The 13097-nt window shown below is 40.6% G+C and carries 15 protein-coding genes; 11 read left to right on the forward strand and 4 right to left on the reverse strand.

The window, feature by feature from the left end:
• The first annotated feature begins 29 nt into the window (after positions 1-29).
• The 8 genes from K8Q91_01770 to K8Q91_01805 all read left to right on the forward strand — a co-directional run bounded on the left by K8Q91_01770 (position 30) and on the right by K8Q91_01805 (position 6935).
• Positions 30-1100: a DNA cytosine methyltransferase gene (locus tag K8Q91_01770; protein MCE9628701.1), complete on the forward strand. Its 1071-nt coding sequence runs from the start codon at positions 30-32 to the stop codon at positions 1098-1100.
• Positions 1087-2760 (forward strand): ATP-binding protein, encoded by a 1674-nt coding sequence (locus K8Q91_01775; protein ID MCE9628702.1) that lies wholly within the window; start codon positions 1087-1089, stop codon positions 2758-2760. The genes K8Q91_01770 and K8Q91_01775 overlap by 14 nt, the downstream gene beginning before the upstream one ends.
• Positions 2761-2765: 5 nt before the next feature.
• Entirely contained in the window at positions 2766-3323 is a 558-nt protein-coding gene (locus K8Q91_01780; GenBank protein ID MCE9628703.1) for an NUDIX domain-containing protein, read from the forward strand.
• A gap of 3 nt (positions 3324-3326) precedes the next feature.
• Positions 3327-3755: a hypothetical protein gene (locus K8Q91_01785; GenBank protein MCE9628704.1), complete on the forward strand. Its 429-nt coding sequence runs from the start codon at positions 3327-3329 to the stop codon at positions 3753-3755.
• A 29-nt stretch (positions 3756-3784) separates the two neighbouring features.
• Positions 3785-4168, forward strand: a complete 384-nt coding sequence (locus K8Q91_01790) for a hypothetical protein (GenBank protein MCE9628705.1) — start codon at positions 3785-3787, stop codon at positions 4166-4168.
• Positions 4169-4173: 5 nt separating this feature from the next.
• Positions 4174-4608, forward strand: coding sequence for an EamA family transporter (locus tag K8Q91_01795; GenBank protein ID MCE9628706.1), 435 nt, complete (start codon positions 4174-4176; stop codon positions 4606-4608).
• A gap of 440 nt (positions 4609-5048) precedes the next feature.
• Positions 5049-5639 carry a UbiA family prenyltransferase gene (locus K8Q91_01800; protein MCE9628707.1) on the forward strand — a complete coding sequence of 197 codons (591 nt, stop codon included), beginning with the start codon at positions 5049-5051 and terminating at the stop codon, positions 5637-5639.
• Between the two features lie 138 nt (positions 5640-5777).
• On the forward strand, positions 5778-6935 hold the full coding sequence (locus tag K8Q91_01805; protein ID MCE9628708.1) for a hypothetical protein: 1158 nt from the start codon (positions 5778-5780) through the stop codon (positions 6933-6935).
• A gap of 36 nt (positions 6936-6971) precedes the next feature.
• On the opposite strand, the gene K8Q91_01810 is transcribed toward K8Q91_01805, so the two are convergent.
• The 4 genes from K8Q91_01810 to K8Q91_01825 form a co-directional block, all read right to left on the reverse strand.
• Positions 6972-7187, reverse strand: a complete 216-nt coding sequence (locus K8Q91_01810) for a hypothetical protein (protein ID MCE9628709.1) — start codon at positions 7185-7187, stop codon at positions 6972-6974.
• Position 7188: 1 nt separating this feature from the next.
• Positions 7189-8535 carry a recombinase family protein gene (locus K8Q91_01815; protein MCE9628710.1) on the reverse strand — a complete coding sequence of 449 codons (1347 nt, stop codon included), beginning with the start codon at positions 8533-8535 and terminating at the stop codon, positions 7189-7191.
• Between the two features lie 2 nt (positions 8536-8537).
• A complete protein-coding gene (locus K8Q91_01820; protein ID MCE9628711.1) occupies positions 8538-9395 on the reverse strand; it encodes a ParB/RepB/Spo0J family partition protein in 858 nt (285 codons plus the stop codon).
• Positions 9396-9548: 153 nt separating this feature from the next.
• Positions 9549-9899 (reverse strand): hypothetical protein, encoded by a 351-nt coding sequence (locus tag K8Q91_01825; GenBank protein ID MCE9628712.1) that lies wholly within the window; start codon positions 9897-9899, stop codon positions 9549-9551.
• Positions 9900-10559: 660 nt separating this feature from the next.
• Between K8Q91_01825 and K8Q91_01830 the strand changes: the two genes are divergently transcribed.
• The 3 genes from K8Q91_01830 to K8Q91_01840 all read left to right on the forward strand — a co-directional run bounded on the left by K8Q91_01830 (position 10560) and on the right by K8Q91_01840 (position 13068).
• Positions 10560-11642, forward strand: coding sequence for a tyrosine-type recombinase/integrase (locus tag K8Q91_01830; protein MCE9628713.1), 1083 nt, complete (start codon positions 10560-10562; stop codon positions 11640-11642).
• A gap of 273 nt (positions 11643-11915) precedes the next feature.
• Positions 11916-12431 carry a hypothetical protein gene (locus tag K8Q91_01835; protein ID MCE9628714.1) on the forward strand — a complete coding sequence of 172 codons (516 nt, stop codon included), beginning with the start codon at positions 11916-11918 and terminating at the stop codon, positions 12429-12431.
• 58 nt (positions 12432-12489) lie between these two features.
• Positions 12490-13068, forward strand: a complete 579-nt coding sequence (locus tag K8Q91_01840; protein ID MCE9628715.1) for a nucleotide exchange factor GrpE — start codon at positions 12490-12492, stop codon at positions 13066-13068.
• The last annotated feature ends 29 nt before the right edge of the window (positions 13069-13097 follow it).

Consider the following 13097-nt stretch of genomic DNA (forward strand, 5'->3'; position numbering starts at 1 on the left):
CGTAAAAAAAGTTTATAATAATGATACTAATGAGTTCAAATCGTAAAACAATTAAAGTTATAGATTTATTCTGCGGTATCGGCGGTTTGACTCATGGACTCATCAAGGAGGGGTTGGATGTGGTGGCAGGAATCGACAACGATTCGTCATGCAAATTCGGATACGAATACAACAACAAAACCCAGTTTATTGATAAAGACATTCTCAAAGTAACCGCCGAGCAGGTAAACGGTTTGTTCGGTCCCAAAAAGGATTCAATCAGAGTGCTTGCGGGTTGCGCTCCATGTCAGCCATTTTCAAAATTAAACCTCAAAGAGGTCACACAAAAACAACTTGAACCTCTGGGTAAATTTGCCCAACTTATTGCCGAGACTCTGCCTGATATCGTATCAATGGAAAACGTAAGCGGGCTCGCAGACGTGAAAAAATATCCCGTATTCGCAAACTTCCTCAAGACTCTTGACGATAACGGCTATAAATATAAATACGAGGTTGTCGATGTGTCGGAATTCGGAGTGCCTCAAAAGAGAAAGAGACTCGTACTTCTCGCTTCAAAATTTGGAGAGATATCCTTGATAAAAAGAACTCACAAAGACAAACGTGTGACGGTTCGAGATGTTATCAGTCACCTTGAACCAATAAAAGATGGCGATGTTAGCAAAAAAGACCCCCTGCATCGAACTCGAAAACTCGCTCCAATAAATCTAAAGCGCATAAAAGCTACGCCTCACAATGGAGGTAATTCTGATAGCTGGTCTGACGATTTGATGCTAGAGTGCCACAAGAAAGAGTCTGGAAAGACCTACAGTAGCACCGTATATGGCCGAATGCGATGGGATGAGCCTGCACCAACTATGACCACACAGTGTATTGGTCTCGGAAACGGACGTTTCGGGCATCCGAAGCAAGATAGAGCGATCAGTCTTCGAGAAGCCGCTATTTTTCAAACATTCCCAGAAAATTACAAGTTCGTACCTTCAAACGAGCCGATCGTCGTAGCTCGTGTGGCAAAATTCATCGGCAATGCAGTACCAGTAAGACTCGGATCGGTAATCGGCAAGAGTATCAAGAGCCACCTCAAATCCTATGAAAAAAACTAATGACCAATTCTCCTTCGAAATATCTCTAAGCGTTCTAAACCACCTCGGAAGAAACCTTTATCGTAGTTTTGCCACAGTTTTGGGCGAAGCGATTTCAAATGCCTGGGATGCTGATGCGGAAAATGTCCAAATTTTCATAGACCGAGAAAACAGCAGTTTTTTCATAAAAGACGACGGTATAGGAATGTCGAAAGACGATTTTCAAAATAAGTTTTTGAGGATCGGTTACTCAAAAAGGAAGGATGGGGGATCAAAGTCAGCGAAAAAACGTCCTTATATAGGCAGAAAAGGTATCGGGAAACTGGCGCTCCTTTCATGCGCAAAGAAAATTACGATCATATCAAAGCAAAAAGGAGGCAAATATGTCGGAGGTATCATTGATAACTCGGGTCTTGATAACGCAATCAAGCAAGACCTCACTCCTGACAAATATCCGCTCGGAGAATGGTCCGAGGAAGTTTTTGCAAAACACATTGAAGGACATGAGCAGGGAACCTTAATATATTTTGAAGGATTGAATGACGGTATAAAAAACAGTTTGGAGTTTTTGAAGAAAATAATCGCTCTGTATTTCAGATTTTCTCTGCTCGATAATTCTTTTAATATTTTTATAGACGATGAGAAGATTACTCACGAATGTCTTGACGACCTTGCTCAAAAAACAGAGTTTCTTTGGAGGATCAATGCCCATGATGATCCTTATGTGAAGGGTTTGGAGAATCGATTCACTCCTGAAAATAATGAACAAAGAACTATCAGTGTCGATAAGCCAGATATCAAAGGATTCATCGCTTCCGTCGAGCGCCCTAGAGACCTGAAAATAATGACGACCGAGGAACGTATCGGTATTGATCTTTTCGTGAACGGAAGATTACGTGAAAGAGACATATTGAAGCACATCCCGACCTCTCGAGTGGCTGAAAGCTATCTCTACGGACAAATTCATTATAACGATCTTGATGAAGGCGCGGATCGTTTTACCAGCAGCAGAGAGGGAATAGTTGCCGACGACCCTACTTACAAAGAATTTCTCGATCTTTTCCGAAAGAAAGTGATTGGTCCCGTTATCGATGACTGGGATAAGTGGAGAATCGCGCACAGGAAGGATGGTGATTCTGAAAATGACGCTATTCCAAAGAAGGACAGGAAGTCCCGAGAGCTTTACAACGCTGTTTCGGATGAGTACACCATGCCCACTAATTCTGCCAACAAGAAAAAAGTTGATGGATGGGTTAACGGCTTGGCCGACGACGCTCAGTATAACTTTTCTTCCTACGCCGAGTGTTTTTTAGGAGAAAATCTGATCAGGAAATATGTTAAGGATCAAGGCATTGCTCTCACATCGGTCGCCAATGATCAAATAACGGAATGGAAAACCAGGGAGGCGGAAAATAAGAGGCAGGGTAATATAAGCATCGACATAATGGAAAATGGTGAAGACCTGAGCTACCTTGGCATGGATACCTTAACCTTTTTGGTTGATGTGCCACCCGCTCCTGGAAGCGCGAACTCAATGAGACAAGATGCCAAGGAGTATAAACCTTTGAGAAATGCAGTGATGCACACTGCCATTTTGACAGATGCAGCAAAAGCAAAGTTGTCTTCGGTATATGAAAATATTAAAGGGCGAGTAAAGACTCTGCTTTCAGGAAGTAATTAAAATATATGAAAGAAGAACAGCTAGAAATTATAAATGAAAATGATGAGGTAATCGGACTTGAATCACGGAAGGTTATCCATCAAAAAGGGTTGCTTCATAGAGAGATTCACATCTGGTTTATTACCCCTGATCGAAAGATCATTTTCCAGCATCGTGCAAAAGACAAAGATACTTATCCAGACAAACTAGATGCGACAGTTGGAGGACACGTTGATCCTGGTATGACATATGATGATACTGCAATAAAAGAAGGTAGGGAAGAAACTGGAGTCACTCTTGATTTAGCGAAATTGAAGTTGGTGAGAAAGATACACAAGAAAACTTTTGATGAGGATACAGGGCTCACAAATAATACAATCCGGTCCCAATATGCATATCTCTTTGAGGGAGGTATCAGTGATTTACAGATTGAGACAGGTAAGGCAATTGGGTTTGAGGCATGGCCAATTGATTCTCTATCAAAATTAACTGAAGAAGATAGGTCTAAATTTATTCCCGCAATCCTCTCCAAAGAATTTCTCGATCTTTTTGAGGAAAGTCAGAGGGTATTAAATTTAAAATAATTTATGAAAATTTACGTATTAGGAAGTAATAGTTTTGTTGAAGAAATGGTCATGTGCAAAGATGAGCTTTGCAGAATTGGTCACGATGGTTGGATTCATCCTGATTACGAAGCACACGTCCGAGGCGAAAAGAGAGCATTTCCTGATACTACGGTCCCAGGAGAGAGCGCCGACTTCAAACGGGCAAACAACTACATCAAGACCCATTATAAGCATATTTTGGAAAGTGACGCTGTTCTTATCGTAAACCTTGAAAAGAAAGGAGTTAAAAACTATATAGGTGGCAATTGTTTGATTGAGATGGGTCAGGCATACGTGACTGATAAGAAAATTTTTTTGCTCATGGATATTCCGCTCACCTTGCCATATCTTGATGAGATTAAGGCAATGGACCCTGTTTGTCTACAAGGAGATTTAACAAAAATAAAATAACCAATATGATAATTACAATTTGCGGATCAATGAAATTTAATAATGAGATGATTACACTTCAGAAGGAGTTGGAATCGGCTGGTCATACCGTTTATATGCCAATTGCAATTGAAAATCTTGATTATTGGCAGGAAGACGGAGCAAAACGAGTTGAAGCGAAGAAAGGACAAAATCTTGTAGCGACCCACATGGATAAAATCGAAAAATCAGAAGCTATTCTGGTTGCAAACTATACAAAAGGAGATTCAAAAAATTACATTGGGGCAAATACATTTCTCGAGATGGGTTTTGCTCATTACAGAGGTAAAAAGATTTTTGCATTAAATACACTGCCTGATCAGAAATATATCAGTGACGAACTTCTCTCCTTTGATCCAATCATCTTAAACGGGGATATAAGTAATATTTCTTAATATTTATGTGGCTTATTTATTCATTAGCAGCTTCGCTTTTTTGGGGATTAACCTATGTTCTAAATGAACGGGTCTACAAACATATCTCTTTTCTCACCTCACTAGTGATCACTTCCTTCTTTGCTTTTGTAACTCTGGGATTAGTCTCCTATTTTACTCGAAATCTACAGAAAGACCTTCATACAATTGTTTCTTCCGAGGCTGTATTATGGCTTGTGGGTGGTGGGGTAGTCACACTTATTGTTGCAGAAGTTTTCATCGGTCTTTCTATCAGTTCTAAAAACGCAACCTTATCGGGACTTATCGAAATTTCGTACCCAATTTTCATTGCATTATTTTCCTATCTCCTTTTTAAGGAAAATCAACTAACTTTACCTACAGGTATAGGGGCATCTCTTATTTTTATTGGTATAGCAGTAATCTACTTTTTTAATAAATAAATGAGTAATTATTTTTTTCTAGCATTTATCATTACGATCATAATCACACGTCTATTTCTTTTTCTTAATCCTATCCCTGCACCAACAATAGGGAAGTTCAGAACGCATCATTACATGTTCGGAATTTTGGGAATTATAGTCGGTCTTCTCACACATTGGCTCGTGGTATATGCAATAGGATGGGGCCTTTTCATAGATGAACTGACATATCTTCTCATGAGAGGAAAAAATCATCAGGATAATTATTCTAAAGTCTCACTGTTTGGAACCCTGATCTTTGTAATTCTTGTTTTTCTTTTAAAAGATTATCTCTTACTTTTATATAGCTTTTAGGTAAAAGTATGGTAATTTAAGATTAAAGTTAACTTAAACAAAAGGAGGATACCATGCAATGGATTAGTGCAATGCGTCCCCCTTGCGGGACGTTAACAGCTCTTTTAGTGATCTCGGGGTTTCTCTACGGCCACCAGCCAATTGACTGGAGTGTTGTTGTTGCGGTGTTTTTCATAACCTCAATGGCAATGCTGATCAACGATTACCATGACAGAGAAATTGATGTTGCTAAGGGGAAACTTTTAGCAAGCAGTCAACCAGTATGGTTTCTGCGCTATGCTGTGGCGTTTGCAGTAATCAGTCTCGGACTCTGTCTTGTTGTTTGGTCACGTAATTCACATTTCGGAATGCTGTGCGTGGGCATGTGGATCACATCTATAGCCTACAACAAAGCTCAGCGGAATCCTGTGGCAAAGAATATAATTGTCAGCATAAACGTCGGGGCAACAATTTTATTTCCTTTGCTCGCAGGCAGTAAGGTTTTCGAATTGTGGATCATGGCAGTCCTTATCGTTCTCATAATAACCGTAAGGGAGTATATGAAGGACGTGGAGGACATGGAGGTCGATCGTGGCAAGAAACGAACGCTCGCATTGGTCATGAATAGTAGGATCAGGAGGGATTCAGCAATACGCTGGAAACATCTCATGACTCTGCTCCTAGTGGCGTTAATGGTCGGGTGTGCAATCAATTACTAAGGACTGGAGAGGAAGCGCTGGTGCGTTTCTGCCAGTCCTTTCTCTTTCTACTTGCTAATACGATAAAATCGTGTTATGTTTTGTCGCAGCACAGTAGTCAGTTAATTTTAACCAACAACACGAAAGGAGGGTGTCCATATGGCCCAAAAGCCTGTCATTGCATACATTGAAAGTAGTCATAGCGGAATGAGTGATGATAATCACTACCGTGATGCCCTCAGCTTTTTTCTGAGACAGCATCTTGGGTGTGAAGTCATCATTTACGATTACGATCGTGATTTTGAGGAAGACCTAGCGCGAGTTCAAAAACTCTCGAAAGGTAGTCAGCTGATCGCGGTCATCGTGAAGCAGCAAGAATATGATGATCAGCACACGAGAGTGATTCAAAAGGTTCGTTTGGATGTTTCCAAAACTTTACCTGTCGTGGTAATTCCCGATTGGCGAGGTGAGGAGAGGTTCAACGGACTTCCAGACGATCTGCTCGTTTACACGCACGACCACAGCAGTCCCGAACTAGTGGAGCTGATCAACAACCTGATCAGCGTCTGGAAGCCTGGCCTTAATTGGCTCGGCGCACAGACGACAGAGGATCAGGTGATCCTTATGGCTCAACTGGAAAACGCTTATCGAAAGCACTACCTTGATGATGAAGACGATGGAATGCTCGGTACTCCCGATCGTAACCATCAAATCGTTGCCGAGGCGCTACGACTCAAACTGCTTCCCTCGATTTGCCTAAAGGCCGAGTTTGACGACACGATTGAGAGAAAGACTCGAGTGTTTGTCACCGCAGAGCCTTCGGTGTATCAAAAGGAAGTAGAGAAGATCAAGGCGATGAGTGATGATGAGCGGAAGGAATTCGATCACTCTTTGGATCGAGCAAGAGGCCACATGCCAGCTGAAGGTGGGGGCGTTTATGTGACTCGCGCATCATGTGGCGAGAATGTAAACGGCATCGCCATTGATCCAGTGACTCTGGAAACCTATGTGACGCATCGCTTCGGCGAGCATCACATGGCGAAGGATATGCTGGCTCGTCGCATTGAAGTAATCGAGGAGCTCAAGAAGGGAAGGAACGGGTCCGAGAACCACGACGAAGATGCCGAGTATCGGGTCAAGTGGCGCATAATGGCTGGACTGATCTTTTCGGAGATCGACGGCTTCACCACTCCTATCGTGCGTTTGTATAAAGAGCATGGCGTCAACGAGGAGGACTCGAAAAAGGTTGTGGCCTTCTTATTGCGAGAACAGCGATTCATTCCGGTCGATTTTGACGGAAAGGTGATGGAATGCTAGTACAGGGACCAACGTTCAAACCGTTGGTCCCTATTTTTATATTTTTTCTACTTCGTACTCAACCCTTGCAGTTATTTGATAGACTCGTGTAGCGCTGATTTTAAACTTACGGCCGGTTTCTTCTTGGGTATGAAAGTTCCCATCAGTTAAACCATTCCTAAATTCAAAAATTTCAAAATAGCGAGGCAAAAACTTTAACTCTTTTTTGTGCGAAGTATATTTTTTGATCAAACTAGGATTTGGTTTGTTCATCTTACTTATGAATTAAAGATAATATATTTTCGTGAACTTTGTTATTGTCTATTTGATATTTTACAAAGCCCTCATCTGCCTCGGAGAAAACCATAAAATTACTGCCATTGAATTCATCACTCGGTATTAGAAAAATACGGTCGATGGGTTCTGCTTTGTTTAAAGCGATACTTACTGCAAATACGTCTTTATAATTTCTCATTTCCTCTTTAACTACGAAGCATCGGTAGGGTACATTTTCCTGCTGGAAGCTTACGCTGTAGGTAATTGGAATCTTCTTTATTTCTTTTTCAATATCATCCTCTGACAAGCCCTTCTCAGTAAATAACTCTTTAATTTCTTGTTCAACTAGTCTTTTTGCTTTGTTTATTGAGCAGATTCCTTTCTTCCATCGTGATGGCATCAGCCAATAGAGACGTTCCTGTGCTTCCCAGAACATCTTAGGATCTACTACAGCAGGGAAGGCGTTGGGAGTAATGACCCATTCACTTCTTGGATTTTCAACCTGCTTCTGTTTAAGCCTACTCCATGTCTTATTATAAACTCGAGAGCCAGTATAAACTTCATTTCCTAGAATTCGTAAAACTTTGTCTCTCGACCATTGCTTACCATTTGCAGAGAGGATACCTCTTTCATTTAAAATTTCTGCGATGTCTTGAGGTGTTTTCCATTCTCTTAAAAATAGTTGAAAGATATCTTTTACTGTTTGAGTCGTCTCGTCATTGAGCGGAGTAAAGGTGACACGTTGGTTAGAAATAAGTTTGTGTTGGCCTTTTTTCAATATTCCAATAGGCTTTTTCATTTCATCCAAAAGTAATCGCGCCATGCCGTAGCTTGCCGTACCACCTGCTGAATATCCATCCTTTGAGACTCTAATACAGCCATACCAAACTTTTTCACTAAGTTGGCGAGAGTACTGAGCTGCCATCCAACGCTCCATCGGAGTAATGATACTTTCCGTCATCTCCTGACCCTCTCTAGGAAAACCTCTGGAGATATAGATTACTTTCTTATCGTTCTGTTCACATTGATGCTCATAGTGAGCTGCTTCGTTCTGGTTTTGGAATCTACCCCAGCGAGATACGTCATATACTAAAATGAAGTCGAAATGTGGAGCGTCAGGATTCAATACCCAATTATTTAAAAGACTTTGGAAACCTGGACGATTGGCAGTAAGTCCACTAACTCCTTCGTCTGATTCTTCGTGAATTATTTGGATGTTAAATTTTGCGGCAAAGAGTTGGGCATGTTCACGTTGAATAGGAACCGAATTCTCTTGTTTGTCTTCAGCAGAGTGTCGATAGTAGGCAACAGCTTTTTTTGTTGAATTGGGATTAAGGAATTTCATACTTATAAAAGCTTCTTGAGCTCACGTAATTGGGTTTCTTCTTTTGAACTGAATGGCGTACCATTCTTTCTTTTTGCGCTGATTTCTTGAATAAGCTGCTCGATATGAAGAGAAAAGCCTGACTGAATTGTTTTTATATCTAAAGCAGCAACCGTTGTGTCAGGATCAGAAAGAAACTCGATGATCTCTTTTTCATTTGCAGCTGCTCTTGCAAAAATTTTGGCGATCTTTCGAAAATCTTTTGAACTTCGTATAACTTTATGCCTTACCTTCTCAAAGATAATTTTAATAATATCGTGTACCTCATACTGCTTAACCCTGCGAAGCTTTGGACGTAATCTTACGAACTCTAAGCGGTATGCCTCAGTAAGCTCATACTTTTCCATTACTTGAAGATATTCCAATTTCTGCTCTCTCAGCTGTAGGGAATTTGATACCACAGTTGCTGACATACTTATTAGTTCAGCAAGCTGTTTTATGGTTTTTAAATTCAGACTTGTCTTAATACTATGCAATGCGTTTGATTTTTCCTGAGGCTTCCATGCTCGTCGATTGTTTTGCTTCTCATATCGTCTTAAATGGAGTTCTCCTTCATCAAGATTTGGATAAATTTGGCACATTACACTTTTGAATCCGAGATCCTTTAAACAATCATATCTGCGATGACCGTCAATAATTAAATATCGACCATCCTCAATCTCCATAACCATTAACGGCTCTTCCAGCCCAAATTGCTTAATAGAGTTCATAAGCTTCTCCTTATCTCGAGGAGTTGCATACTCTAATTTTCTAGGCTGATTACTATCAGGCTCTATGTGCTCCAAAGGGAGCTCTTTGAATAAGGTTTTGTGTGTATCCATATATAAAAGGGGAAGTATTTCCATGGCGTCCCAAAATGTCCGAGAACCGCCCAAAATGTCCCGATTTCGATCACCCTACCATAGGTATGTATTCCTGTAAAGAATTTACAGAAAATATATGGCTACAGATATTATGTTTTCGAAAATGTTCTGCTAGATAAAATCTATTTTTGAAACTTCGTTTTTAAGATTTTCTATGTCCGCCAGAACCCTGTTGTAGATGCCGAGAGCCTTTTCATACTCCTGTTTATTTATAGAGTCAGGATTACTCAAGGTTTCTTTGACTGAATTTATGATTTCAAGTTCCTCTGGTGTGACAAAAGTGGCTAAGGAGACGTAAGAATTAGCAAGAACCATGATCTGGTCTTTGATCTTTCTTTTTACTTCATCTTTCGAATCTGCTAGCGTAGTTGAGTCGTTCAACGAAACTGCAAAAGGTGTGTGTCCGAAAAGGAGAGCTTTGTTCGTATTAAATTTTGGGGGTTCGTAAATTGGATTCTTCATGGAATGACTATGATACACAAAAAGCCCACCACATGAGTAGAGGCCGAAGCCCCTCATACCAGTTTCCCAGTATGGCCTGACGGACACCCCATATGATGGGTTCTTTGTGTCCGTCAGGACTTTTTCGCCATGCCAGTGATATCACTAGTTTAGGCTACTTTATATTCAGTTGTGAGTGCATTATAACAGAAACTTTTACTCATTTGAAGGCCTTCGATTTTTATGTCATAAAACAAAAAACTAGGCCACATATACTAAAAATGTCTGGTATGCAAGAAATAAATGGTGCATAAATCTGTGTATTAATTGTGGATGAAAAGGCATGTAAAATTCATTGACGATCAAAACCAGCGGCGCTAGTATTTGCATTAAGAAGCCACCCAAAAAGCTTCGAATTAATTAATAGTCTAATGAGCCTTGGTGTTCCTACGGGAACCTGCCCCTCGAAAGGGCATATATTAACCCAAGTGTTGACGATTTTCAGATTTTATAACCACATCATCCAAGGCCTAGCATTGCCTTCGAGGTTGTTATAGTATCTGTTTCAAGCTTTCTCCTTTGAGCAATCGGAGGTTGCCCAGCTAGTAATAGGTGGGTGGAAAAAGCGTCGCACAAGCCCAGGGTTAATATACTGGGCTTTGTGTTATCTAAACAAATTGTATGTTTACACGATTTGAGGATAAGTACGAGGATTACCTCTTACACCTCGAGAAGGAAGGGAGAAAGGCGAAAACTATAGCGGAACACAGGAAGTTTCTCTACGAGTATTTCCCAGAGAGCTTGCGAAGGAAGTGGTTGTCGAATGTAAGCCGTGCGGACATAGACATTCTGAAGGAAGTCGGCCGAACGCATGGCGAACATGGAGCCACAAGGATGGTTGTCACATTACGAAGATACTTTGACTTTATGCAGTCCCATCTCGGTATGAAAATGCCGTTTGATTGGAGAGATATAAGGGTCCCCGTAGTAAGACAGAAAGAACAGCCGGTATTCGAAGATCATGAATTAGCGACATTGTTCCATGTCATGGAAACTATGGAAGCGGGAAGTGTCCACGGCCGAAGAATGGCATGGACGATGCAGGCATTCTTCGAGACACTATTCGGCACCGGTCTGCGTATTCACGAAGCCTTGAGATTAAATAGAATTGATCTCAACAGCATTAAAGAAAGCGGAAGATTGATGGTTCTTAGAAAAGGAGGGAAGACTTGCGAAGTTTCGTTCTCAGAGCGAGCGATCAAAAAGCTTGAAGAATATTATGGAAGACGTAATGACACAAATGATGCCATGTTCGTAAATTCTTGTGGTGAACGTCTCATAATGGCGACAGCAAGAAGCTACTTTGAAAGACTCAAGAGAAAGTTGCGAGATACTGGTTATCCAGACATTGCAGCAAAACTCAAAAGTCACACGTTCAGAAGAACACTCGCAACATATCTTATAGAGAATGGCGCCGATATAAAGTCGGTCCAAACTATAATGGATCACGAATCGGAGAGAACAACAGTGAAGCATTACATCAGGGTAAACAAGAAACGAGCCCAATTAATTCATCACTATATTTTGTCTCGATTCTCCGTTGATGAACTTGCCAGCCGATGCCGAGAAACCGGAGGCAGAGTACAAGTACGAATGACAGAGAATCAGGGACGCTGGATGACTCTCCGTAATGATGAAATCTCACCCGATTTATTAGCCCACGTGAAGGAGCAGGAGGCTTCTCTAAGACCCGCACACGTCTAGCGCATAATTGACGTACTGGCCACTGATCAAGTATACTTTTATTGTTACAAAGTTTTTTCACAAGTAAGTATACGGATTCACAAAATAGAACTCGGGTGAGTCCGTATTCATTTCAATAATCTAAATTCCGATCGTACGGAAAAGAGCGCGCCAGACACCTCAATGGAGTAAGCGTTAGACATCAAAAGCAACAAAAAACCTCCCCATTCGGGAGGTTTTTTGTTGCTTTAAAAGGTCTTGCCTTACTCCTAAAAAAGAGCTATGATAATGCTTATGGATACAATAAAATCATTCTTCTCTGAAGAGAACAAAGGTAAGACCATTACCACTATTTTAGCTATAATTTTAGTAATTGCTGTTGGTTATTTTTTCTTTGGTAAGGAAGCTTTCGCTCCTAGTCAAAAAGATTTAAAAGCGGGGTCAACCGCTACAACTAGTGTTGATTCTGTTTTAACAAACTCCATCAGCACATCCAATCAAACTCCTAGTGACTTAATCAATATCGAAAAAGTAGTTATCACTAAAGGCAGTTGGATTGCTATTTATTCAGACAACGAAGGCGAGCCTGGTAGTATTATCGGAGCTCAATATTTAACAGCTGGTGACTACGCTAATGTTCCAGTTCAAATTTTTGTTAGAACTGTTGCTGGTCAAACTTATTACGCGGTAGTAAACTCTGATGACGGGGTGATGTCTTTTGACTACAAAAAAGATTTACCGATCACCAACTCTGAAGGTAAGTGGGTAATGGATTCATTTGAGGTTCTTCCTATTGGGGCTCGCGGTTAATTGTTTTAAAATTTAGTTTCTATTTAGTTCAAAACTTTAATCAGTAAACTATTTTTCTATGACTGACAACATTAATCACAACGATGACAATCTAGATGTAGAAGAAGTAGAGTTTTCATCAACTGACGATGAAGGATTAGAAGAAAATGCTCAAGCTAAAATTAAAAAGTTGCGAGCTGACCTAAAACAAGCTAACTCCGAGAAAATTGAATATCTCTCTGGCTGGCAACGAGCGAAGGCGGACTATATCAACCTCCAAAATACTGAGGATAAAAACCGAACAGATATAATTAAGTATGCTAAGGAAAGTTTGTTGGTAGATTTGTTACCACTAGTCGACAGTTTTGATATGGCTTTTGCCAATAAAGCGGTCTGGGAACAAGCGCCCGAAAATTGGCGCAAGGGGATTGAATATATTTACAGCCAGCTATCAGGTATTTTAAAAGATAATGGACTGGAGCCGGTCGTTCCACCCCTTGGTTCTGATTTTGATCCACAACGTCACGAATCGATCGGTCTGACGGCAACAGATAAAGAGAGTGAGGACGGAAAAATACTTGAAGTCGTTAAAAAAGGTTATATACTACAAGGGAAATTGATTCGCCCCGCTCAAGTGAAAACAGGCGAATTAAAATAAAAAGGTCAATCATTATAATCAACTAATTC

It is taken from the genome of Candidatus Vogelbacteria bacterium (assembly GCA_021414225.1).
Lineage (GTDB): Bacteria > Patescibacteriota > Minisyncoccia > Phycocordibacterales > XYD1-FULL-46-19 > JAIOOX01.

Coding starts and splice junctions, on each gene's coding strand:
- K8Q91_01770 (MCE9628701.1), top strand. CDS start 30: ATGAGTTCAAATCGTAAAACAATTAAAGTTATAGATTTATTCTGCGGT.
- K8Q91_01775 (MCE9628702.1), top strand. CDS start 1,087: ATGAAAAAAACTAATGACCAATTCTCCTTCGAAATATCTCTAAGCGTT.
- K8Q91_01780 (MCE9628703.1), top strand. CDS start 2,766: ATGAAAGAAGAACAGCTAGAAATTATAAATGAAAATGATGAGGTAATC.
- K8Q91_01785 (MCE9628704.1), top strand. CDS start 3,327: ATGAAAATTTACGTATTAGGAAGTAATAGTTTTGTTGAAGAAATGGTC.
- K8Q91_01790 (MCE9628705.1), top strand. CDS start 3,785: ATGAAATTTAATAATGAGATGATTACACTTCAGAAGGAGTTGGAATCG.
- K8Q91_01795 (MCE9628706.1), top strand. CDS start 4,174: ATGTGGCTTATTTATTCATTAGCAGCTTCGCTTTTTTGGGGATTAACC.
- K8Q91_01805 (MCE9628708.1), top strand. CDS start 5,778: ATGGCCCAAAAGCCTGTCATTGCATACATTGAAAGTAGTCATAGCGGA.
- K8Q91_01810 (MCE9628709.1), bottom strand. CDS start 7,187: ATGAACAAACCAAATCCTAGTTTGATCAAAAAATATACTTCGCACAAA.
- K8Q91_01815 (MCE9628710.1), bottom strand. CDS start 8,535: ATGAAATTCCTTAATCCCAATTCAACAAAAAAAGCTGTTGCCTACTAT.
- K8Q91_01820 (MCE9628711.1), bottom strand. CDS start 9,395: ATGGATACACACAAAACCTTATTCAAAGAGCTCCCTTTGGAGCACATA.
- K8Q91_01825 (MCE9628712.1), bottom strand. CDS start 9,899: ATGAAGAATCCAATTTACGAACCCCCAAAATTTAATACGAACAAAGCT.
- K8Q91_01830 (MCE9628713.1), top strand. CDS start 10,560: ATGTTTACACGATTTGAGGATAAGTACGAGGATTACCTCTTACACCTC.
- K8Q91_01835 (MCE9628714.1), top strand. CDS start 11,916: ATGGATACAATAAAATCATTCTTCTCTGAAGAGAACAAAGGTAAGACC.
- K8Q91_01840 (MCE9628715.1), top strand. CDS start 12,490: ATGACTGACAACATTAATCACAACGATGACAATCTAGATGTAGAAGAA.